This window comes from Kribbella sp. NPDC003557, from assembly GCF_040610805.1.
Taxonomy (GTDB): Bacteria; Actinomycetota; Actinomycetes; order Propionibacteriales; family Kribbellaceae; genus Kribbella.
This window is the reverse complement of record NZ_JBEXMY010000001.1, coordinates 726,824-749,165: the sequence shown is the minus strand read 5'-3', so window position 1 is coordinate 749,165 and position 22,342 is coordinate 726,824. Positions and strand designations below refer to the sequence as shown.

17 protein-coding genes are annotated in these 22,342 nt (G+C 70.9%); 13 read left to right on the top strand and 4 right to left on the bottom strand.

Going from position 1 to position 22,342, the window contains the following annotated elements:
* Nucleotides 1-64 precede the first annotated feature (64 nt).
* Entirely contained in the window at nucleotides 65-3,070 is a 3,006-nt protein-coding gene (locus ABZW60_RS03630) for a LuxR C-terminal-related transcriptional regulator (protein WP_355473649.1), read from the top strand.
* On the opposite strand, the gene ABZW60_RS03625 is transcribed toward ABZW60_RS03630, so the two are convergent.
* Nucleotides 3,057-3,497 carry a YdeI/OmpD-associated family protein gene (locus tag ABZW60_RS03625; protein WP_355473647.1) on the bottom strand — a complete coding sequence of 147 codons (441 nt, stop codon included), beginning with the start codon at nucleotides 3,495-3,497 and terminating at the stop codon, nucleotides 3,057-3,059. The two genes, ABZW60_RS03630 and ABZW60_RS03625, sit on opposite strands and share 14 nt — an antisense overlap.
* 10 nt (nucleotides 3,498-3,507) lie before the next feature.
* Nucleotides 3,508-5,793, bottom strand: coding sequence for an MMPL family transporter (locus ABZW60_RS03620; RefSeq protein WP_355473645.1), 2,286 nt, complete (start codon nucleotides 5,791-5,793; stop codon nucleotides 3,508-3,510).
* Between the two features lie 193 nt (nucleotides 5,794-5,986).
* Between ABZW60_RS03620 and ABZW60_RS03615 the strand changes: the two genes are divergently transcribed.
* From ABZW60_RS03615 to ABZW60_RS03580, 8 genes are read left to right on the top strand one after another with little or no spacing between them, the layout of a single operon-like run.
* On the top strand, nucleotides 5,987-7,363 hold the full coding sequence (locus tag ABZW60_RS03615) for an MFS transporter (RefSeq protein ID WP_355473644.1): 1,377 nt from the start codon (nucleotides 5,987-5,989) through the stop codon (nucleotides 7,361-7,363).
* Complete coding sequence (locus ABZW60_RS03610; protein ID WP_355473642.1) at nucleotides 7,360-9,474, top strand: molybdopterin oxidoreductase family protein; 2,115 nt, start codon at nucleotides 7,360-7,362, stop codon at nucleotides 9,472-9,474. Before ABZW60_RS03615 ends, ABZW60_RS03610 begins: the two co-directional genes overlap by 4 nt.
* A complete protein-coding gene (gene nirB, locus ABZW60_RS03605; RefSeq protein WP_355473640.1) occupies nucleotides 9,471-13,379 on the top strand; it encodes a nitrite reductase large subunit NirB in 3,909 nt (1,302 codons plus the stop codon). The genes ABZW60_RS03610 and nirB overlap by 4 nt, the downstream gene beginning before the upstream one ends.
* Complete coding sequence (gene nirD / locus ABZW60_RS03600) at nucleotides 13,376-13,714, top strand: nitrite reductase small subunit NirD (RefSeq protein WP_355473638.1); 339 nt, start codon at nucleotides 13,376-13,378, stop codon at nucleotides 13,712-13,714. The genes nirB and nirD overlap by 4 nt, the downstream gene beginning before the upstream one ends.
* Complete coding sequence (locus ABZW60_RS03595) at nucleotides 13,711-14,838, top strand: uroporphyrinogen-III synthase (RefSeq protein WP_355473636.1); 1,128 nt, start codon at nucleotides 13,711-13,713, stop codon at nucleotides 14,836-14,838. The genes nirD and ABZW60_RS03595 overlap by 4 nt, the downstream gene beginning before the upstream one ends.
* Nucleotides 14,835-15,548 carry a sirohydrochlorin chelatase gene (locus ABZW60_RS03590; protein ID WP_355473634.1) on the top strand — a complete coding sequence of 238 codons (714 nt, stop codon included), beginning with the start codon at nucleotides 14,835-14,837 and terminating at the stop codon, nucleotides 15,546-15,548. Before ABZW60_RS03595 ends, ABZW60_RS03590 begins: the two co-directional genes overlap by 4 nt.
* The gene (locus tag ABZW60_RS03585) at nucleotides 15,545-15,772 is read left to right on the top strand and encodes a hypothetical protein (protein ID WP_355473632.1); all 228 of its coding nucleotides are present in this window, start codon (nucleotides 15,545-15,547) and stop codon (nucleotides 15,770-15,772) included. Before ABZW60_RS03590 ends, ABZW60_RS03585 begins: the two co-directional genes overlap by 4 nt.
* A 27-nt stretch (nucleotides 15,773-15,799) precedes the next feature.
* Nucleotides 15,800-16,492 carry an Imm52 family immunity protein gene (locus ABZW60_RS03580; protein ID WP_355473630.1) on the top strand — a complete coding sequence of 231 codons (693 nt, stop codon included), beginning with the start codon at nucleotides 15,800-15,802 and terminating at the stop codon, nucleotides 16,490-16,492.
* A gap of 3 nt (nucleotides 16,493-16,495) precedes the next feature.
* Here ABZW60_RS03580 and ABZW60_RS03575 read toward each other — a convergent pair whose 3' ends face one another.
* Nucleotides 16,496-16,888, bottom strand: a complete 393-nt coding sequence (locus ABZW60_RS03575) for a MerR family DNA-binding transcriptional regulator (protein ID WP_355473628.1) — start codon at nucleotides 16,886-16,888, stop codon at nucleotides 16,496-16,498.
* 68 nt (nucleotides 16,889-16,956) lie between these two features.
* Between ABZW60_RS03575 and ABZW60_RS03570 the strand changes: the two genes are divergently transcribed.
* Genes ABZW60_RS03570 through ABZW60_RS03555 form a run of 4 tightly spaced genes read left to right on the top strand, consistent with a single transcriptional unit; the run spans nucleotide 16,957 to nucleotide 21,211 of the window.
* On the top strand, nucleotides 16,957-18,120 hold the full coding sequence (locus ABZW60_RS03570; RefSeq protein ID WP_355473626.1) for an acyl-CoA dehydrogenase family protein: 1,164 nt from the start codon (nucleotides 16,957-16,959) through the stop codon (nucleotides 18,118-18,120).
* A gap of 19 nt (nucleotides 18,121-18,139) precedes the next feature.
* Entirely contained in the window at nucleotides 18,140-19,669 is a 1,530-nt protein-coding gene (locus tag ABZW60_RS03565) for an acyl-CoA carboxylase subunit beta (protein ID WP_355473625.1), read from the top strand.
* 13 nt (nucleotides 19,670-19,682) lie between these two features.
* Nucleotides 19,683-20,459 carry an aldolase/citrate lyase family protein gene (locus ABZW60_RS03560; protein ID WP_355473623.1) on the top strand — a complete coding sequence of 259 codons (777 nt, stop codon included), beginning with the start codon at nucleotides 19,683-19,685 and terminating at the stop codon, nucleotides 20,457-20,459.
* A 56-nt stretch (nucleotides 20,460-20,515) separates the two neighbouring features.
* Nucleotides 20,516-21,211, top strand: a complete 696-nt coding sequence (locus ABZW60_RS03555) for a maleylpyruvate isomerase N-terminal domain-containing protein (protein ID WP_355473621.1) — start codon at nucleotides 20,516-20,518, stop codon at nucleotides 21,209-21,211.
* Here ABZW60_RS03555 and ABZW60_RS03550 read toward each other — a convergent pair.
* On the bottom strand, nucleotides 21,208-22,281 hold the full coding sequence (locus ABZW60_RS03550) for a GTP-binding protein (RefSeq protein WP_355473619.1): 1,074 nt from the start codon (nucleotides 22,279-22,281) through the stop codon (nucleotides 21,208-21,210). The two genes, ABZW60_RS03555 and ABZW60_RS03550, sit on opposite strands and share 4 nt — an antisense overlap.
* Nucleotides 22,282-22,342: the final 61 nt, after the last annotated feature.

The window sequence follows — 22,342 nt, the reverse complement described above, 5'->3', positions numbered from 1 at the left end:
CGCGAGAGTAGCGAATACTGTCGACAACGGCGACCCGACACAGGCAAATGGCAGACTGACGCGTATGGGTGGGGTGACAGTTCTCGTCGCGTCGTACGCCGGCGCCGCCGGCGCGCCCGCGTACGCACGGCTGGCCGGCCTGGCCGCGGAACTGCCGGGGGAGCAGCTGGTACGCCGGGACGCCGCGTGGCCCGTCCTGGCGTACGACGACGTGGCCGACGCGATCGCCGCGGCCGGAACGCTGCGTGACGCGGCCGCCCGGGTGCCCGCCGGTGAGCTTGTCCGGATCGCCCTGCACACCGCACCGACCAGCACGCCCGCGGTCCGGCACGCCGAACACGTGCTGGCATTGGCGAACCCGGGCCAGACCTTGCTCACAGCAACGACGTTCGCGAGCCTGCCGGACCCGGCCGGGATCGTCGATCTCGGCCTGCATCGCCTGCGTGATCTCGGGTCGCCCGAACGGATCTTCGAGCTCACCGCGACGTCCGAGCCGCTGCGCTCTCTCGACCGGGTGCCGAACAACCTTCCGGTCATGTTCACGAGCTTCGTCGGCCGGACGACCCAGGTCGCCGCGCTGCGCACGCAACTCTCCGGCAGTCGTCTGGTCACGCTGACCGGCCCCGGCGGGAGCGGCAAGACCCGCCTGGCAGCGCAAACCGCCGCGGAGTTGGCCGAACGCTGGCCGGACGGCGTCTGGTGGGTGGACCTGTCCGCGGCCACGGACGGTGCCCAGATCCCTGAGGCGGTCGCCGCCGCGTGCGGTCTGCTGGTCGAGTCCGATCGCCTGCTGATCGGGCAGTTGCGCACCAAGCGGGCGCTGATCTGCCTCGACAACTGCGAGCAGATCGTCGAGGCCGTCGCCGAGTTCGCCGTCGCCTTGCAGACCGGTTGCCCCGAGCTGTCGATCCTCGCCACCAGCCGGGAGCCCCTCGACGTCCCCGGCGAGGCGATCTGGCGAGTCCCGCCGCTGTCGCCGGACGAAGCCCGGGTGCTTTTTCTGGAACGCTCGACCCCGCTGGACCCCGCCGCGGATCGCGCGGTCCGGGCGATCTGTGCGCGCCTCGACGGGATCCCGCTGGCCCTGGAGCTTGCCGCCGCCTGGACGCGGACGCTGACACCGATGCAGATCGAAGCAGGACTGGGGGATCGGTTCGGTCTGTTGACGAAGAACGTCCGTGGCGTTGCTGCCCGCCAGCGCACGCTCGCCGCATCGATCGACTGGAGCTACGACCTGCTCGACGAGGACGAACGCCAGGTCTTCAGCCGTCTGGCCGTCTTCGCGGGCGGTTTCGGCTTGGATGCCGCCTCGGCCGTGACGGGCGCCGGACTGGAAACCCTGGCACGCCTTGTCGACAAATCGCTCATCGTCGCCGAGGGTGGCCGGTACCGGCTGCTGGAGACCATCCGCGAGTACGCCGGAACCCGCCTGACGGCCGCGGACGACGTACGCGACCGGCACCTCGACCACTACCTCCAGGTCGCCGAGGCCGCGGAACCTCTGCTGGACAAGGATCGTGACGCCTGGCGCGTCCTGATCGAACCGGACCGCGAGAACTTCCGCGCCGCCTTGGAACACGGCCTGTCCGCAGACGATCCCGAACGCGCCCGCCGGCTGGCCGCAGCCCTGCGCTGGCTGTGGAACCTCCAGGCGACCGGCACCGAGGGCATCGGCTACCTGCGCCGCGCGATCGACCGTGCGCCGGACGACCGGACGTTGCTCCAGGCCCGTTTGCTCTACGCGTACGCGACGGTCGCCGACACCGTGGACCCGTTCGGGTACGACGCCGCGGGCCGCGGGTTGGAGCTCGCGACAGAGCTGCGGGACGACCGGCTGCGTTCGCTGTTCCTCGCGCTGGTCGCGGTGACGGAGTTCTTCACCGACTTCCGGAAGGCCTGGGACCTCACTGCCGAGGGAGTCCGTTTGGCAGACGGGATCGGCGACGAAGCGGCCCGGAACGCGAACGTCGCCCTGCAGTGCGTCCTGCTCGCGCTGTGGGACCGTCACGACGAGCTCCGGCCGTTGCTCGACCGCGCCGCCGACGGGCTGATCACCAGCGGCGAACGCGGGATCGCCTCCACCGTGCTGACCATCTGGTCCGAAAGTCTGTACTCGACGGGTGAGCCGTTGCGGGCGGTCGAGATCGCCGAGCGTGCCCTCGCCGCGGCCGAGCCGCTCGCCGACTTCCACCGCGTCGGCACGGCCCGCGCGCATCTGGCGTCGCTGCTGGTCAGAACAGGCCGCCCCGACGAGGCACGCGCGTTGATGCGCCCGCTGCTCGAGCTCGCCGAGACCGCGGGCGTCGCCGTACCGAATCTCGGTCAGGTGATGAGCCTGATCTCCTACTGGACGGGCGAGTACGACGCTGCGGTCGAGTGGCTGGCCGCTGACACCGCGCCGGACAGCCCGCTCGCCGGGACGTTCGCGCCCGCGATGCTGCTGCCGACCGTCGCCGCCGCGGAGCGTGCTCGCGGGCGTGACGCGACTGCCCTGCTCGAACGCGCCGCGGAGTTGGCGCGGCGCTACGACCTGCCCCGGATCCTGGCCGACGCGCTTGATCAGCTCGGCCGGATCGCGATCACCGCGCAGCCGGACCAGGCGGCAGACCTGCTCCATCAGGCCCTGACGATCCGCGTCGAGCACGGGCTGCGCACGTACGTCGTCGACAGCCTGGAATCCCTTGCCCTGCTGGCGATCCACACGAACCGCGCCGCGGACGCGGCTCGTCTCGCCGGCGCGGCGTCCGCGGCCCGGACCGAGACCGGTCTGGCGGTACCGGCCGATCGTCCCGACCTGCCGGCGTCGGACGAACCGCCGCTGGCGTTGGACGACGCCGTCGCCTACGCCCGCCGTACGCGCGGAGCCCGCGGACGGCCCTCGTCGGGCTGGGCCAGCCTGACGCCGACCGAGGAGCAGGTGGTCGCGCTCGCGGTCGAAGGCCTCAGCAACCCGGAGATCGGCGAGCGGCTGTTCATCAGTCGCGGTACGGTCAAGACCCACCTCGCCCATGTCTACGCGAAGCTGGGCGTCTCGAACCGCACCGAGCTGGCGTCGCTCAGGAAGCCTTGAGCATCTCCAGCGCCTTCGCGATGCGTCGCGTGCGGGTCTCCGGCTTCTTGGCGTCGTTGATCGCGTTCACGTGCTCGCGCCGGTGGCTGTAGCTCAGCTCGTCGAACGCCTCCCGCAGACCCGCATCCGCCAGCGCCGCCGCGAGATCCTCCGGCACGTCGACCGTCCGCTCACCGGTGTCCCGCTCCAGGGTTACGGTCACCGCGTCACCGTCCCCCTTGCCCAGCTCGCCGCGGATACTCTTCAGCACCCCCAGCGCCATACAGCCCCCCATCGAGGCGATCGACCCACGGTAGGCCACACCGTCGAACGTGGCCCGCACAGGAATCCGCCCACCGCCACCGAGCGCAGCAACCACGTCACCCGGCACCTCCACCCAGGCACCCCCACCGTCGTTCACCACGATCCGTCCCTCGAACGTCTCCATGCCACGCAGCCTAGGACGCGAGTTTGCTCGGCCACCAGATCTTCTTGCCGACGTCGTGAGCGATCGACGGGACCAGCAGGGAGCGGACGACGGTGGTGTCGAGGAGGACACCGAAGGCGACCATGAAGGCGATCTGGACCAGGAACAGGATCGGCAGCACCGCGAGGGCGGAGAAGGTGGCGGCCAGGACCACGCCGGCGGACGTGATGACGCCGCCGGTGACGGCGAGGCCGACCAGGATGCCGGGTCTGGTGCCGTGCTCCTGCGACTCCTCGCGGACCCTGGTCATCAGGAAGATCGAATAGTCGATGCCCAGGGCAACCAAGAACACGAACGCGTAGAGCGGGATGCCGGGGTCGGCCCCGGGGAACTTGAAGACGTGGTTGAACATCAGCGCGCTGACCCCGACGGTGGCGCCGAACGACAGCACGTTCGCGATCACCAGCAGGACCGCGGCGGTCAGCGACCGCAGCAGCAGCATCAGGACGACGAAGATCACCGCAAGGATGGTCGGGATGATCACCCGCAGGTCGCGTTGCGCGGCGTCCAGCACGTCGAGGTTGATCGCGGTGTTGCCGCCGACCAGGATGTCCGGGCTGACCTTGTCCAGCTCGGTCCGCAGGTGCTTCACCACCTTGGTCGCCTCGGGCGAGTCGGCGGGGACCTTCAGTGTGGCCTGGACCAGGACCTTGCCGTCGACGACCTTCGGCGGTACGCCGGGAGCGGCCGAGGCGGACGCCGTGCCGACACCGTCGACCTTCGTCGCGGTCTGGACCACCTGGTCGGCCTGTGCGACCGGGGTGAGGATCTCCACCGGCGTACCGGCGCCGGCGTCGAAGTGCTTGCCGAGCTCCTCCTGACCGGTGACCGACTCGACCTTGTTCAGGAAGAGGTCTTCCTGCGACGTGCCACTGGCCTTGAACGTCGGCAGGAAGGCGGCGCAGGCGAGCAACGCCAGCGCCGTGACCACCCAGACCTGCCGCGCGCGCCGGCCGACCAGCCCGGACACCCGGCCCCAGAGTCGGCGGCCGCCGACCTGGTCACTGGAGTGCACGTGGTCGACGCGGGGGATCGACGGCCAGAAGATCCGCCGGCCGAAGGCGAGCAGGATCGCGGGCAGGAACGTCATCGACGCGATGAACGCACCCGCGATGCCGAACGCGCCGACCGGCCCGAGGCCCTTGGTGCTGCCCAGCTTCGACAGCAACAGGCAGAGCAGGCCGAGGATGACGGTCGCAGCGCTGGCCGCGATCGGCTCGATCGAGGCGCGCCAGGCGACCCGCATCGCCTGGTACTTGCTCGTGTAGTCGTGCAGCTCCTCCTTGTACCGGGAGACGAGCAGCAGCGAGTAGTCGGTCGCGGCGCCGACGACCAGGATGAACAGGATGCCCTGACTCTGCCCGTTCAGCTGCAGGACGCCGTTCTTGGCCAGCGGGTACACCACCAGCGCGGCGAGCGCGAGGCCGAAGACCGCGGTGAGCAGCACGGCGATCGGGAGGATCGGGCTGCGGTACACGATCAGCAGGATCACGAACACGACCGCCAGCGCGACGCCGAGCAGGATCCCGTCGATCCCGCTGAACGCGACCACGAAGTCCGCGAACACACCACCGGGACCGGTCACGTAGACCGTGAGACCCGTCGGCGTGAGGTCCTGTTTGATGGCGGTCCGCATGCTGTCCGCGACGGCGAACAGGACGGTCTCGCCCTCTTTGACGACCTCGTCGGCGCGGTCGCCGTCGGTCTGCACGGTGAGCAGCAGCGCCTTGCGGTCCTCCGACGGGATCGCCGGCCCGACCGGGGCGGCGAGGTAGTCGCCGAGCTTCTTGCCGGCGCCGAGGTCGAGGCTCGGCAGCTTCTCCTGGAACTCCTTGACCTTCGCGAGGTCGTCGGCGGTGATGCCGGAGTCGCGCTCGATCAGGACGAAGTACGGCAGCGCCTTGGAGTCGACGAACTTGGCCGCCTCGTCGGCGACCAACGTCGACTCGGCCTGTTTCGGGAGGAAGTTGGCGTTGTCGTTCTGCTGGACCTCGCTCAGCTTCCCCACCGCGGGACCGCCCAGCGAGGCGAGCACCAGCCAGCCGACCAGTACGGCAACGATCGCCACGCGCCAGGTCCAGCGGCGCGACGAGCGCTGCTTGCCGGTGTCCTCCTCGACCGTGACGCGGGTCACGGTGTCCCCGCCGGGCTGGTCGTCGGCGTGCCGGGCCTCGACCACGTCGTCGCCGGTGTGCGGCGTCCCGTCGGCGCGGTGCTTCCCACCTGCTTCGGCGGCGTTCTGGTCGTCGTCGTGCACGGTGCCGTCCCCTCGGTGTCCGGATCCCGCCCTGAATCCGAACAGTACCCAGCGGCACGTCCGGATCTCTCACCACCCGGCGGCGGGTGTGCGGGAGCCGTTTCGGCGGCGTAACAACAAGATGACTACTCGGAAACACCCCGGTCATAACGTCCAGGCCTAATCAGTGAGGTCGGATGATCGGAGACTTGCGATGACGCTCGAGGCACGACAAGCGACCGTCGCCAGCCGCGGCCAGACAGACGGCAGCGGTGCGGTGGGTACGGTCGAGGCGCCGCGGCGCGGGCGCTGGATCGACGTCTGGGATCCCGAGGACACCGCGTTCTGGGCCGGGAAGGGCCGTGCCCTGGCCCGGCGGAACCTGTGGCCCTCGATCTTCGCCGAGTTCCTCGGTTTCTCGGTGTGGCAGCTGTGGAGCATCGTCGTGGTGTCGATGCCGAAGGCCGGCTTCACCTACAGCACCGACCAGCTGTTCTGGCTGGTCGCGCTGCCGAGCCTGGTCGGTGCGACGCTGCGGCTGCCGTACACGTTCGCCGTACCGCGGTTCGGCGGGCGGAACTGGACCGTGTTCTCCGCACTCCTGCTGCTGGTCCCGACCATCGGGCTGGCGTACTTCATGACCCAGCCGGACACGCCGTTCTGGCTGATGGGCCTGGTCGCGGCGACCGCGGGTGTCGGCGGCGGCAACTTCGCCAGCAGCATGACCAACATCTCGTTCTTCTACCCGGAGAAGGAGAAGGGCTTCGCGCTCGGCGTGAACGCGGCCGGCGGCAACCTCGGCGTCGCCGTGGTGCAGCTGCTGGTTCCGGTCGTGATCGTCGCCGGCGCGGGCCTGTCGCTGAACCGGTCCGGCCTGATGTGGCTGCCGCTGATCGTCCTGGCCGCGTTCTGGGCCTGGAAGGCGATGGCCAACCTGTCGGTCGCGAACTCCTCGTTCCGGACCTCGATCGCCGCGGCGAAGCGGCCGCACACGTGGGTGATCTCGTTCCTCTACATCGGCACGTTCGGCTCGTTCATCGGCTTCGGCGCCGCGTTCCCGCTGCTGATCAAGACCACGTTCCCGGACATCACGCCGGCGCACTACGCGTTCCTCGGCGCGCTGGTCGGGTCGGTCTCCCGGCCGTTCGGCGGCAAGCTGGCCGACCGGGTCGGCGGCGCCTGGGTGACGGTCTGCTCGTTCGTGGTGATGGGCCTCGGGATCCTGTCCGCGGTGTTCTCCCTGAAGGCCGAAAGTTTCCCGGCGTTCCTGGGCAGTTTCCTGGTCCTGTTCGTGGCCAGCGGCATCGCGAACGGGTCGACGTACCGGATGATTCCGGCGGTTTTCCGGCTCACCACCCCGGGTGACCCGGGCCGGGCCCGGCGGGAGGCGGCGGCCTGCATCGGGATCGCCTCGGCGGTCGGTGCGTACGGCGGTTTCCTGGTCCCGCGCGGGTTCGCGATGTCGACCAGCCACTTCGGCTCGCTGATCCCGGCGCTGTACGTGTTCTGCGGCTTCTACGTGGTCTGCCTCGCGGTGACGTACCTCTGCTACCTGCGCAAGGGTGGCCCGCTCACCCAGGAGCGCGTGTGACCGCTACTCACTGTCCGTACTGCGCTCTGCAGTGCGCCACCACGCTGCACCCGGTCGCTCGGCCGGGTGGCGTGGAGGTGCGGCCGCGCGACTTCCCCACGAACCGAGGTGGGTTGTGTCGTAAGGGCTGGACGGCGCCCGAGGTTCTCACGGTGCCGGACCGGCTCACCATGCCGCTGGTCCGCAACGCCGCGGGTGAACTGGTGGAGACGAGCTGGGACGAAGCCCTGGACTTCGTCACCGAGCGGGTGCGGGCGTTGCAGGCCGCCCACGGACGGGACGCGATCGCCGTGTTCGGCGGCGGCGGACTGACGAACGAGAAGGCGTACGCGCTGGGCAAGTTCGCCCGGGTGGCGCTGAAGACCGCGAATGTGGACTACAACGGCCGGTTCTGCATGTCGTCCGCCGCGGCGGCGACGAACCGGGCGTTCGGCATCGACCGCGGACTGCCGTTCCCGCTGGCCGATCTGGGCGGGGCCGGGGCCGTCCTGCTGGTCGGCAGCAACATCGCGGAAACCATGCCGCCGGCCGTGGCACATCTGCAGGGCGCACGCGACTCGGGTGGACTTCTGGTCGTCGACCCGCGCCGCTCGGCCACCGCCGGACTGACCGAGGAAAACGCCGGCATTCACCTGCAGGCGACGCCGGGCACGGACCTCGCGCTGGTCCTCGCCCTGACCCACGTCGTACTGCAGGAAGGCCTCGCCGACACCGCTTTCCTGGGCGAACGCGTCGATGACCCCGACGCGCTGGTTCGTTCGACGGCGTCGTGGTGGCCGGAGCGGGCCGAGCGGGTCACTGGTGTGCCCGCCGCAACGATCCGGCAGGCCGCGCGGGTCCTGGCCGCGGCTGCTCCGGTGCATGGCGGCTCCGGGGCGTACATCCTGACGGGGCGTGGCGCCGAGCAGCACAGCAAGGGCACCGACACCGTGACGGCGTGTATCAACCTCGCGCTGGCTCTCGGGTTGCCCGGCCGGCTGGGCAGCGGGTACGGGTGCATCACCGGGCAGGGGAACGGTCAGGGCGGCCGCGAGCACGGGCAGAAGGCCGATCAGCTGCCGGGTTATCGGAGCATCGAGGACCCGGCGGCGCGTTCGTTCGTCGCGCAGATCTGGGGTGTGGACCCGGACGATTTGCCGCGGTCGGGGAAGAGCGCGGTCGAGCTGATCGACTCGCTCGGCACGGCGGACGGGCCGAAGGCGCTGTTCGTGCACGGGAGCAACTTGCTCGTGTCGGCGCCGAATCTCGCCTCGGTGCGGGATCGGCTGTCGTCCCTGGACCTGTTGGTGGTCGCGGATGTGGTGCCGTCCGAGACGGCGCTGTTGGCGGACGTGGTCTTTCCGGTCACGCAGTGGGCCGAGGAGGACGGGACGATGACCTCACTCGAGGGGCGTGTGCTGCGGCGGCGGGCCGCGGTGGCCGCGCCGGGGGAGGTGCGCAGCGACCTCGCGGTGTTCGCGGGGATCGCCGAACGGCTCGGCGTACCGGGTTTCCCGACCGATCCGGCCGAGGTGTTCGAGGAGTTGCGGCGGGCGAGTGCCGGCGGAAAAGCGGACTATTCCGGGATTTCCTGGGCGCGGCTGGACGCCGACGAGGCGTTGTTCTGGCCGGTGCCGCACGACGGGCATCCGGGGACACCGCGGCTGTTCGCCGACGGTTTCCCGACGCCGGACGGCCGGGCGCACGTCGTCCCGGTCGATCACCGGCCGGTGGCGGACGATCTGAACGCCGGGGCACCGCTCTATCTGGTGACGGGGCGGTTGTTGCAGCACTACCAGAGCGGTGCGCAGACGCGGCGGGTTCCGGAGCTGGCCGAGGCCGAGCCGGAGGTGTACGCCGAGATCCACCCGCGGGTCGCCGCGCAGCTGGGGATCGGCGACGGGCGCCCGGTGCGGTTGCGGACCGCCCGCGGGTCGATGGTGCTGCCGGCCCGGGTGACCGCCGACGTCCGGCCGGACACCGTTTTCGTGCCGTTCCACTTCGGTGGCGCCGAGGCGGTCAACGAGCTGACCAACGACGTCCTCGACCCGGTGTCGCGGATGCCCGAGTTCAAGGCGTGTGCCGTCGAAGTCACCGCCGCTGCCCTGCCAGCGACGGGAGTGCCGGCATGAGAGTAGTGATCATCGGCGGCGGAATGGCCGGCCGACGGCTGGCCGGGCTGCTGCCGGCGGACGACGTGACGGTGCTCGGCGACGAGCCGTCGTACAACCGCGGCCGGCTGACGGAACACGTCGCAGGTCGTGCAGAAGTTGCAGTTGGCAACGAGCCGGCGACGACCGCGGTCGCGGTGGACCGTGGCCGCCAGGTGGTGGCAGACGCCGCCGGACGTGAGTACGCGTACGACCGGCTGGTCTTCGCGACCGGCGCGGTCCCGGTCGTCCCCCGAGAGGTCGGCACGGCGCCCGGGATCCGGACGCTGCGCTCCGAGACCGATGCCCGGGCGATCGTCGCCGAGGCTGCGCAGGTACGGCGCGCGGTCGTGCTCGGCGGCGGCGTACTCGGGGTCGAGACCGCCTGCGCCCTGCGTGAACGCGGCGTCGCGGTCACGCTCGTCCACGACGGGGAAACCCTTCTGGACAAGACGGTCCGGGCCTCCGCGGGACGGCGGGTGACGCGCGCGGTCCGGCGACTCGGTGTCGAGGTGCTCCTCAACGCGGAGCTGGCCGGCACCGACCTGAAGGACGGCCGTTTCCGCCGCCTGAGGTTGCGGAACGGCTCCGAGGTGTACGGCGAACTGCTCGTCGTGGCGTGCGGTGTCCGGGCGCGGACCGAGCTGGCCGACGGCCTGACGGTCCGCGGCGGGATCGTCGTCGACAGCACGCTGACGAGCCCGGACGACCCGCGGGTGCACGCGATCGGCGACTGTGCCGAGATCGACGGCCGGGTCACCGGAACCGTGGCGTCGGCGTGGTCCCACGCGGAGGCCCTCGCGCACACGCTGCAGGACCCAGCCGCGTCCGAGCCGGGTCCGGCCGTCCCCGACTTCGACGTCGTCCGGCTCACCGCGGGCGGGCTCGACGTCCTGGTCCTCGGCGACAAGGACGAGGACGGCGAAGTGGTGCGGCTCGAGGACGACGCGCGGTACGTGCGGGCCGTCCTGCGTGACGGCGTGGTGCGCTCGGCCGTCGCGGTCGGTGCTCCGGACGTCGCCGCGGAGCTGGTGCTGCTGGCGGACCGCGGTACGCCGGTGGTCGCGGACGGGCTGCTCGGCACGCCGCCCGCCGTACAGACGAAGAAGGTGGCGACCGTCTGCAGATGCAACGGCGTCACCAGGGTCGCGATCGAGGCGGCCTGGCGTGGAGGTGCCGACAGTGTCGCCGGCATCGCCGCCACGACGCGGGCGACGACCGGGTGCGGCAGTTGCACCGGCGCCGTCGGCGAACTGCTCGACCGCTTCCGGCGCGGCGAGACCGAACCAGTCCCGAGCAGGAGGGCGACGATGGCAGAGCTGAACAAGGCCAAGCACGTGGTGGTGGTCGGTGGCGGGATGGTCGCCCACCGCCTGGTCGAGGCGCTGCGGCAGCGCGACACCGAGACCAGCTACCGGATCACGGTGTTCGGCGAGGAGCCGCGGCTGCCGTACGACCGCGTCGCGCTGACCAGCTACTTCTCCGGCCGCGACCCGCAGGACCTGTCGCTCGGCGACCCCGACCTGTGGGACGACCCGGCGGTCACCCTGCGCAAGGGCGTGCAGATCACGTCGATCGACACCACGGCCAAGACCGTCACCACAGCACGTGGCGAGCTGGTCGGGTACGACGAGCTGGTGCTGGCGACCGGCTCCGCGGCCTTCGTCCCGCCGGTGAAGAACAACGACGCGCAGGGCTGCTTCGTCTACCGGACCATCGACGACGTCGCCGCGCTGCGGGTGTATGTCGAGCGTCTGAAGAGCGAAGGCAAGCAGGTCAACGGTGTCGTCGTCGGTGGCGGTCTGCTCGGCCTGGAGGCGGCCGGAGCGCTGCGGGCGCTCGGCGCCGGGACGAAGGTCGTCGAGTTCGCGCCGCGGCTGATGCCGCTGCAGGTCGACGAGGGCGGTGGCGCTGCGCTCTCCCGGTTGATCGAAGGGCTCGATGTCGACGTCCTGACCGGGACGCAGTGCCAGCGGGTGAAGCTGACCTCGCAGGGCGCGGCGCGCGCGATGGGCGTTGCCGACGGCCCTGATCTGCCCGCGGACGTGGTCGTCTTCGCGGCCGGTGTCCGGCCGCGCGACGAACTCGGCCGCGAAGCCGGTCTGCAGATCGGCGAACGCGGCGGCGTCGTGGTCGACGAGGCCTGCCGTACCTCGGTGGAAGGCGTCTGGGCGATCGGCGAGGTCGCTTGTATCGAAGGGCGTGTGTGGGGTCTGATCGCCCCCGGCTACACGATGGCGGAGATCGTCGCCGACCGGCTGCTCGGCGGCGAGGCGACCTTCCCGGGCGCGGACACGTCGACGAAGCTGAAGCTGCTCGGTGTCGACGTCGCGAGCTTCGGCGACGCGTTCGGCGCCACCGAGGGGGCGCTGGACATCGTGTACGCCGACCCGGTGGCCGGCGTCTACAAGAAACTCGTGCTGTCCGACGACGCCCGGACCCTGCTCGGCGGCATCCTGGTCGGCGACGCGTCGGCGTACTCGGGACTGCGGCCGATGGTCGGTCGTGAGCTCGGTGCGGACCCGGCCGCGTTCCTGCTGCCGGAAGGCGCCGGCCCGGTGCAGCTCGAGCTGCCCGACGAGGCGCCGGTCTGTTCCTGCAACAACGTGTCGGCGGGGACGATCCGCTGCGCCGTCCGCGACGAGGGCTGCACCGACATCAAGTCCGTGTGCGGCAAGACCAAGGCGGGCACCAGCTGTGGCTCGTGCCTGCCGATCGTGAAGAACCTGCTGAACACCGAGCTGACCAAGGCCGGCGTCGAGGTCAGCAAGGCCCTGTGCGAGCACTTCGCGCTGTCCCGGGCCGAGTTGTTCGACGTCGTCCGGATCACCGAACTGCGGACGTTCAGCGAGATCGTCGAGCGGCACGGGACCGGCCGCGGCTGCGACATCTGCAAGCCCGTGGTCGGGTCGATCCTGGCGAGTCTCGACCCGGCCGGTCACGTGCTCGAAGGCGAGCGCGCGACGCTGCAGGACACCAACGACCACGTGATGGCCAACATGCAGAAGGACGGCACGTACTCGGTCGTGCCGCGGATCCCCGGCGGCGAGATCACGCCCGAGGGGCTGATCACGATCGGCGAGGTGGCGCGCGACTTCGGCCTGTACACGAAGATCACCGGCGGCCAGCGGGTCGACCTGTTCGGGGCGCGGATCGAGCAGCTGCCGGCGATCTGGAAGCGGCTGGTGGACGCGGGCTTCGAGTCCGGGCACGCCTACGGCAAGGCGCTGCGGACCGTGAAGTCGTGTGTCGGGTCGACCTGGTGCCGGTACGGCGTGCAGGACTCGGTCGGGATGGCGATCGCGCTGGAGCTGCGGTACCGCGGGTTGCGCTCGCCGCACAAGCTCAAGCTCGGCGTCTCGGGCTGTGCCCGCGAGTGCGCGGAGGCGCGCGGCAAGGACGTCGGCGTGATCGCGACCGAGAAGGGCTGGAACCTGTACGTCGGCGGCAACGGCGGGATGACGCCGCGGCACGCGGAACTGCTCGCCTCCGACCTGTCCGACGAGGAGCTGTTCCAGGCGATCGACCGGTTCCTCATGTACTACGTCCGCACCGGTGACCGCCTGCAGCGTACGTCGGTGTGGATGCGCGAGATCGGTCTGGATCAGGTGCGCGACGTCGTCCTCGACGACAGCCTCGGGATCGCGGCCGACCTGGACGCGGCCATGGCCAAGCACGTGGACGCGTACGTCGACGAGTGGCAGGCGACGCTGAACGATCCCGAGAAGCTGGCCCGGTTCGTGTCGTTCGTGAACGCGCCGGACCAGCCCGACGCCGACCTGCGGTACGTGGTCGAGCGCAACCAGCCGCGTCCGGCCACCACGGCCGAGCGCGGACAGCTGGAGCCGGTGCTGCTGGCCGGCCCCCGATTGGAGGTACGCCGATGAGTGTCACGGCCGTTGGTACGACGGTGGTCTGTGCTGTGGACGCCCTGCTTCCCGAGCGCGGGGTCGCCGCGTTGCTCGGCGACACGCAGATCGCGTTGTTCCGCACCCACGACGGCGAGGTGTTCGCCATCGGCAACCAGGACCCGTTCAGCGGGGCGAACGTGATGTCGCGGGGCATCGTCGGCAGCCGTGGCGACGTACCGACGGTGGCGTCGCCGATGTTCAAGCAGGTCTTCGATCTGCGCAGCGGCGTCTGCCTGGACGACCCGGAGGTGTCGCTGCCCGTGTATCCGGTGGAGATCGTCGGGGGACAGGTCGTGGTGGGTACCCAGTGAGCACCAGGCCCGGGCCGCTCAGCGGCTGCACGATCGCGATCACCGCGCACCGGCGCGCGGAGGACCTGATCGCGTCGTTCGAGCGGCGCGGCGCGAAGGTGCTGCACGCGCCGACGCTGCAGATCGTGCCGGTCGCCGACGACCACGCGCTGCTGGAGGCGACCCGGCGGGTGATCGCGAACCCGCCGGACGACGTCGTGGTGACCACGGCGGTCGGGTTCCGCGGCTGGATCGAGGCGGCCGACACCGCGGGTCTCGCCGCGGACCTGCTCGGCACGCTGGAGCAGTCGCGGATCCTCGCCCGCGGCCCGAAGGCGCGCGGCGCGATCCGCGCGGCCGGGCTCGTCGAGCACTGGTCGGCGCGGTCGGAGACGACGGCCGAGGTGGTCGACTGGCTGCGCGCGCAGGGCGTCGGCGGGCGGAAGATCGTCGTCCAGCTGCACGGTTTGTCGGATCCGGCGTTGCAGGACGCGTTGCGCTCGGCCGGCGCGTCGGTGCGCGGGCTGGAGGTGTACCGGTGGGGGCCGGCGCCCGATCCGGTGGTCGTGGAGCGGATGCTCTCGCAGGTCTGTGCGGGGACCGTGGACGCCGTTGTCCACACCTCCGCGCCGGGTGCGCAGGCGATGCTCGACGCAGCGGCGCTGACCGGGCAGTACGACGAAGTGGTGTCGTCGCTGCGGACCGGGCGGGTGCTGAACGCCTGCGTCGGTCCCGTGACCGCGGGGCCCTTCGGGGCGCTGGGACTGGACCCGCTGGTGCCGGACCGGTACCGGTTGGGCGCGCTGATCCGGATCGTCACCGACCGGCTCACCGACGACAACGCGCGGTCGATCGAGACGGCGTTCGGTCAGCTGGTGATCCGTGGCGGCGCGGCCGTGCTCGACGGCGTCGTACTGCCGCTGGGTCCCGGGCCGCGCGCTGTGCTGGCTGCGCTGGTCGCGGCCGGTGGGGACGTAGTGTCGCGTCCTGAGCTGCTCGCAGTACTCCCCGGGGCCGAGGACGTCCACGCGGTCGAGGTCACCGTCAACCGCCTGCGCACCGCCGTAGGCCGGCCCGAACTGGTCCGCACGGTGGTCCGCCGCGGCTACCGCCTGGCCGTGGAACCCGCCGGAGTCGCCTCATGACCGATCTCGTCGCAGTAGCCCACGGTACGGCGGACCCCCGCGGGATCCAGGTGGTGCACGACCTCGTCCGCGACATGGCCCGGCTGCGTCCCGACCTGCCCGTTTCGCTGGGCTTCGTCGACCTGCTGACGCCGGCGCTGCCGTCGCTCGTCCGCCGCGTCACGACGGACACGGACGACGCGGTCGTCGTACCGCTGCTGCTGAGCTCCGGGTACCACGTGTACGTCGACGTGGCGGCCGAGGCGCGGCGCTATCCCGGGCGGGTCCACGCGGCAGCCGCACTCGGGCCGGACCCGCTGCTCGTCGACATCCTCGCCGACCGGCTCGGCGACCTGTCGTGCGTCGACCACGTCGTACTCGCGGCCGCCGGCTCATCCGATCCCCGCGCGCTGGACGACTGTGAGACAACCGCCAGGCTCCTGTCAGAGCAAGTGGACCGCCCGGTGACAGTCGCTTACGTCTCCGGCGCCGGCGACCGCCTCCCGTCCGTCCTGTCCCGAACCCCCGGCCGCGTGGCCGTGGCGACGTACCTCCTCGCCCCAGGCTTCTTCCACAACCTCGTCCGCCGCCAGTCCGGCGGCCGCGCCGTCACCGCTCCGTTGGCCCCCGACCCCCGCCTAGCCACCCTCGCCCTCCGCCGCTACGAGGAGGTCCTCACGGCGCGGGTACCCGCGACGGACGGTGCATGCTGTGCGATGGTGGGGGTGTGAGCGGGAAGAGATGGGCTGAGCTGAGCCCCCGGCAACGGAAATTCCTTGTCGTCGCGGGGATCGTCGACAGTGTGCTGAAGGCGGTCGCGTTGACGGACCTCGCCCGCCGCCCTGCCGCCCAGGTCCGCGGCCCCAAGCCGCTGTGGGGCATCGTCCTCGGCATCTCCAACTCGCTGGGCGTCGCCCCACTCATCTACTGGGTCTTCGGCCGCAAGACCAGCTAGGGCGGGTCGGTGATAGCTTCGCGGCCTGTGGATGCAGAGTTGATCGCACGGGGATTCTGGGGCCCGAGGCAGGAGTCACCGGATCGGATCGCCGACAGACTGCTGGCATTCCTCGCGGCACTGGATGACATGGCCGGGGAAACGCTGCCTTGGTCGTCGGCCGATCTCGCCGGCGCCTTGCTTTCCGATCCGGTGAACGCCCGGCGGGTGATCTCCGATGCCTTCCGCGCGAACACCGACGCGCCGCATCTCGGGATCAGTCAGCACTACGACGCCGACAGCGAGAGATTCAGCAGGATCTCGCTCGGGATGACCGTGGGGGGATACTCCGATTCCGCGAGGGTGCACAACGCGGTCGTGCTGAAGTGGCGTGGGGCCGAGGCGCTCGCGGGCCCGATACTGCGCCAGGTCGTCGCGGCGTGGGATCCGGACTGGGCCGCCGTGACGTCGAGATCGCTCCTCCGCGCTCTGGCCGATGTGCAGCCGGCGGGTTCGCCCGGCCCGAAGGCCGGACACCTCACCTACCTCTCCGAGGGGCGCGCGCAGGTCTTGCCGGACGGGTTGGACAAGCACCTGGTGAGACTCGAGAACCTCGGTGTCGTCATCGGTTCGGATCGGAGCGACGGTTTCCTGTCCGACGGTGAGGCCGGCGAGCTCGCAAGGATCCTTCGGTCCAGTGCGGCCTTTTCGGCGGTGCCGACTTCGCGCAGCAAGTTCTGAGGGTTACGAACGCCGATCCCGCAGCGCTCCGAGATCGGCGTGGCAGCGGGCTTCTACCTCGGCGAGGTCCTGGAGGGTTTCCTCGATGTCGCGGCGGCGTTGTTCGAGTTCGGTGCGGCGGTGCGCGATCTGGTCGAGGAGGTAGACCAGCTGGCCTTCCTCGCCGGGCTCGGCGTCGTACATGTCGACGATCCTGGCGATCTCGTCGAGGGAGAAGCCGAGCCGTTTGCCGCGCAGGATGAGGGCCAGCCGGACGCGGTCGCGGGGGTGGTAGACGCGGGCGGTGCCGCGGCGTTCGGGTGTGAGCAGGCCGCGGTCCTCGTAGAACCGGATCGTGCGGAGCGTCACGTCGTACTCGGCGGCCAGTTCGGCGATCGACCAGGTCTGAGCGGGCACCTGGCTATTGTGCATGCTGCCTAGCGTGCTTTACGTTTACGTAAGCGTCAAGCACGAAGGAGTGCCGCATGTTCGAGTTGTCCGCGGAGCATCAGGAGTTCCGCCGTAGCGTTCGCGACTTCGCGGAGGCGGAGATCGCACCGCACGCCGCCGAGTGGGACCGCAAGCACTACTTCCCGGTGGAGGTCGTGCAGAAGATGGGGCGGCTCGGGCTGTTCGGGCTGACCGCGCCGGAGGAGTACGGCGGCGCCGGCGGCGACTTCACCAGCCTGTGCGTGGCGATCGAGGAGATCTCCCGGGTCGACCAGTCGATGGGGATCACCCTGGAGGCGGCGGTCGGGCTCGGGATCAACCCGATCCTGACCTTCGGCACCGACGAGCAGAAGGCGACCTGGCTGCCAGACCTGGTCGCGGGCACCAAGCTGGCCGGCTTCGGGCTCACCGAGCCGGAGTCCGGGTCCGACGCCGGCGCCACCAAGACCCGCGCCGTGGTCGAGAACGGCGAGTGGGTGATCGACGGTTCGAAGCAGTTCATCACGAACTCCGGCTCCTCGATCACGTCGGTCGTCACGGTCACGGCCCGCACCGGTGAGCGCGCGGACGGCAAGCCCGAGATCTCCACGATCATCGTCCCGAGCGGTACGCCGGGCTTCACCGCGGAGGCGGCGTACGACAAGCTCGGTTGGCATGCGTCCGACACGCACCCGCTGTCGTTCGTGAACTGCCGCGTCCCCGAGGCCAACCTGCTCGGCGAGCGCGGCAAGGGGTTCGGGCAGTTCCTCGCGACGCTCGACGACGGGCGGGTCGCGATCGCGGCCGTCGCGCTCGGCTGCATCCGGGCGTGCTTGGAGATGTCCGTGCAGTACGCCGGTGAGCGGCAGACCTTCGGCGTACCGATCGGCCGGAAGCAGGGTGTCGCGTTCCAGATCGCGGACCTGAAGGTGATGGCGGACGCGGCCGAGCTGCTCGTCTACCGGGCGGCCGCGCTGAAGGACGCCGGGGCGTCGATGGCCGAGTTCAAGCAGGCCGCGTCGGTGGCCAAGCTGTACGCGACCGAGTCCGCGGTGACCGCGACCCGGATCGCGACGCAGGTGTTCGGCGGCTACGGCTTCATGGAGGAGTACCCGGTCACCCGCTTCTACCGCGACGCCAAGATCCTCGAGATCGGCGAGGGGACGTCGGAAGTGCAGCGGATGCTCATCGCCCGGAGTCTCGGGCTTCCGGTGGAATGATGCCTGAGATGATTTCCGCATGACCCACGATCACTGGACCGAGGTCAAGGTCGCCCGCGAGGCCACGCTCTCCCCGCCGGAGAAGGCCGCGGCCAAGCTGAAGTCCCAGAACAAGCTCTACGTCCGCGACCGGATCGCGCTGCTCGTCGACGAGGGCAGCTTCGTCGAGGACGCGCAGCTGGCGAACGCGCTGAACCCGGGCCTGCCCGCCGACGGCGTCGTCACCGGCCGCGCGCTCATCGACGGCCGCCCGGCGCTGCTCGTCGCCAACGACCCGACCGTGAAGGCCGGCTCCTGGGGCGCGCGGACGGTCGAGAAGATCGTCCGGGTGACCGAGGTCGCGCTCCGCGACGAGCTGCCGATCTTCTGGCTGATCGACTCCGCCGGCGCCCGGATCACCGACCAGGTCGAGCTGTTCCCGGGCCGCCGCGGCGCCGGCCGGATCTTCCACAACCAGGTCGCGCTGTCCGGCAAGGTCCCGCAGATCTGCTGCCTGTTCGGCCCGTCGGCGGCCGGCGGCGCGTACATCCCGGCGTTCTGCGACATCGTGATCATGGTCGACGGCAACGCCTCGATGTACCTCGGCTCGCCCCGGATGGCCGAGATGGTCGTCGGCGAGAAGGTCACGCTGGAGGAGATGGGCGGCGCCCGGATGCACACCAGCGTCTCCGGCTGCGGCGACCTGCTGGCGAGCGACGACACCGAGGCGATCGAGCTCGCCAAGCAGTACTTCTCGTACCTTCCCGGCTCGTGGCGCTCGCGGCCCCCGTCGTACGACGCCTCGGACGCCGGCCGGGACTTCACCCGGGACCTGGTTCCGGCCGAGGAGAGCGTCGGGTTCGACATCCACGACGTGATCGACGCGGTCGTGGACGCGGACACGTTCTTCGAGATCAAGCCGGCCTACGCCGCGGAGCTCGTCACCGGGTTCGGGCTGCTCGCCGGTCAGGTGGTCGGGATCGTCGCGAACCAGCCCGCGGTGAAGGGCGGCGTCCTGTTCGTCGACTCCGCCGACAAGGCGGCCCGGTTCATCTGGCTGTGCGACGCGTTCAACGTGCCGCTGGTGTACCTGTGCGACGTCCCGGGTTTCATGATCGGCAGCGAGGTGGAGCGGGCCGGGATCATCCGGCACGGCGCGAAGATGATCACCGCGGTCTCCGAGGCGACCGTGCCGACGGTGTCGGTGATCGTCCGGAAGGCGTACGGCGCGGGGCTCTACGCGATGTGCGGCCCGGGGTTCTCGCCGGACGCGTGCGTGGCGTTGCCGACGGCGAAGATCGCGGTGATGGGGCCGGAGGCGGCGATCAACGCCGTGTACTACAACAAGATCCAGGAGATCGCCGACGAGGGCGAGCGGGTCGAGTACGTGTCCAAGCTGCGCGAGGAGTACGAGACCGACATCGACATCCTCCGGCTGGCCGCCGACCTGGTCATCGACGCGATCATCGAGCCGGAGAACCTCCGCGCCGACCTGATCGCCCGCCTCGCCGCGGCCCAGTCCAAGGACCGGACGTTCTCCCACCGCCGGCACGGCGTCCCGCCGGTGTAGATAGGCTCAACCCGTGAATGCAAACGATTTCGCGCACAGGATCAGGTCGCGGGAGAAGCTGGTCGGCTACTGGGTCACGCTGGACGTGCCGCCGGCGGCCGAGCGGATCGCCCGGCTGGGGTACGACTACGTCGTGCTCGACGGGCAGCACGGCCTGATCGGGTACCAGGGGCTGATGACCGGGTTGCTCGCGATCGACGCCGGGTCCGCGATCGGGCCGCGGCCGACCGTCGGCATGGTGCGGGTCGAGGCGAACGACCCGACGCCGATCGGGCGGGCGCTGGACGCCGGTGCGACCGGTGTGATCGTGCCGCTCGTCGACAGTGCGGACGACGTGGCACGGGCGGTCCGTGCGGCGAAGTACCCGCCGACGGGGGCCCGCTCGTTCGGTCCGATGCGGGCCGCGCTGCGGATCGGGCCGGTGCCCGCGGACAGCAACGACGCCACCGTCGTCCTCGCGATGATCGAGACGCCGCTCGGCCTGCGCAACGTCGCCGAGATCTGCGCGACGCCCGGCCTGGACGGCGTGTACGTCGGCCCGTCGGACCTGAGCCTCGCGCTCGGGGCCCGGTTCCCCGGTGACCCCGAGGTCGAGGGGCCGTTCGAGGAGGCGGTCGAGCTGATCGCACGCACCGCGCGGGAGGCCGGGATCGCGGCCGGGATCCACACGTTCGACGGTGACTCGGCGAAGAAGCGCCTGGACCAGGGCTACACCTACGCCACCGTCGCCTCCGACCTCAGCCACCTCGAGGCGATCGCCGCGGCCCACCTGGACACGGCCCGCTCGTAGGAACACCTCCCGGCCCTCTCGGGTTAAGTTCTTCAGAGAACACCGAGGAGGCCGGGATGAAGGCACCCGAGCGCGGCGCGTTGCCGCTGGGGCTGGCGGCGACACTGGGTCGCGCCTACGGGCGGCTCACCGAGACGGTGCAGGGGCTCAGCGACGCGGACTTCGAGCGCGAGACCCGCTGCGCCGGCATGCCCGTCGGTCCGCTGCTGGTCCATCTCCTGTACGACGCCGAGCGCGCGCTGATCGCGTTCGCCAGTCCGGCCGTCGCCGAGCCGGACCGCGACTTCGTGACGTACTGGCACGACTTCCCGCCGCAGCCCGACGGCGACACCAGCTTCGTGCAGGGCGTCGCGGCGTCGTACCGCAAGCCCGCCCAGCTCGTGCAGCACTGGCGTGAGGTGTCCGAGGCGGCGGTCCGCGCGGCCGCGGCCGGCCTGGCGACCAAGGGCCGGCGGATCGAGACCCAGGGGCACGTCCTGCGGGCGGTCGACCTGGTCGCCACTCTGGTGCTCGAGGCAACCGTCCACCACCTCGACCTGACCGTCGGCCTGCCGGACGCGCCGGAGCCCGATCCCGAGGCGCTGCAGATCACCGCGCGGACGCTGGACGGGCTGTTCGGCCCGGAGGCGTGGGACGTGATCGAGTGGGACACCACGACGTACATCCTGAAAGCCACCGGCCGGGTGCCGCTCGACGAGGCCGACCGCGACATGCTCGGCCCGCACGCCGCCCGCCTTCCGTTGCTCGGTTAGAGCACGCCGGCGAACGGGTCGTCGAGCTTCGTCCAGTCGAGGTCGGCCAGCTCGGACTCGGTGAGGAGGCAGGCGTCGAGGATCGCCTGCAGCCGGGCCGGGTCCAGACCCATGCCGGTCGCGACGACGGTGCATTCGGCCAGGTGCTCGGTCTCGGACCATTCGCCGAGCGTCCCGAGCGACGCGCTGTAGCCGGCCGACTCCCACCGCACGCGCTGCGTCGGCCGGTTCGCCAGCCAGACCACGCCACGGCTGCGGACCACTCCGTCGACGATGTCCTCGAGCGCGTCGTTCAGCCGGGCCGGGTGCAGCGGTCGCGTCGACCGCCACAGGACCGTCGTGACGCCGTCGCCGCTCGGCTGCACCCGGTCCGACGGCGTGAGCTCGCCGGCCCAGGCCTCGGCCGCGTCGAAGTCGAACCGCCCGGTCCGCGCGACCGGGCCGCGAGGTACGCCGGCGCCGTCGGCCGCGACGACCGACGTGCGCGGATTCAGGTGCAGCAGCAGGTGTTCCAGCCGGGCGGTCGCCGTACTGCGATGCGCGTTCGCCAGCACGCAGACATCGGCGTACTCGATCTGGCGCGCGGTCAGCTCGGCGACGTTGCGCCGATCCGGCAGGCCGAGGGCCAGGCCGCGCTCGGCGAGCAGTTCGTCGCCGGACAGTTGCTCGACCAGCAGGACCGCGTCGGTGACGCAGGTGACCGTGTCGACGACGATCTCCGGCAGGGCGGACACCAGCGTGCTGACGAGCGGCCGCGCTTCCATCGCCGGTGGCGCCGCGAGCACGATGTGATCCCAGTGCTCGCGGGCCGTGAGCGCCTCCAGCAACGGCACGAGCGACTCGATCAGCTGGCACGCGCCGCAGTCGTCCCCGACCGTGAATTCGCCCGCGTCGATCGGCCCCGACGCGTCCCGCACCTGCCAGGACAGCACGCCCCGGTCGGGCAGGTCGTCCTGACCGATCGCCACGACGACTGTGGTGGCGTCGGTCATCGCCTCCAGGACAGGCTCCCGCAACGTCGTGGAGAGCCCCACCAACAAGGACAACGGGGTTTTCGCTCGGGCGGTCATCCACCCAGTATATGAAAACGGTTTTCATCAGTCCAGACCTCGGCCCGACGATCGGGCCGGC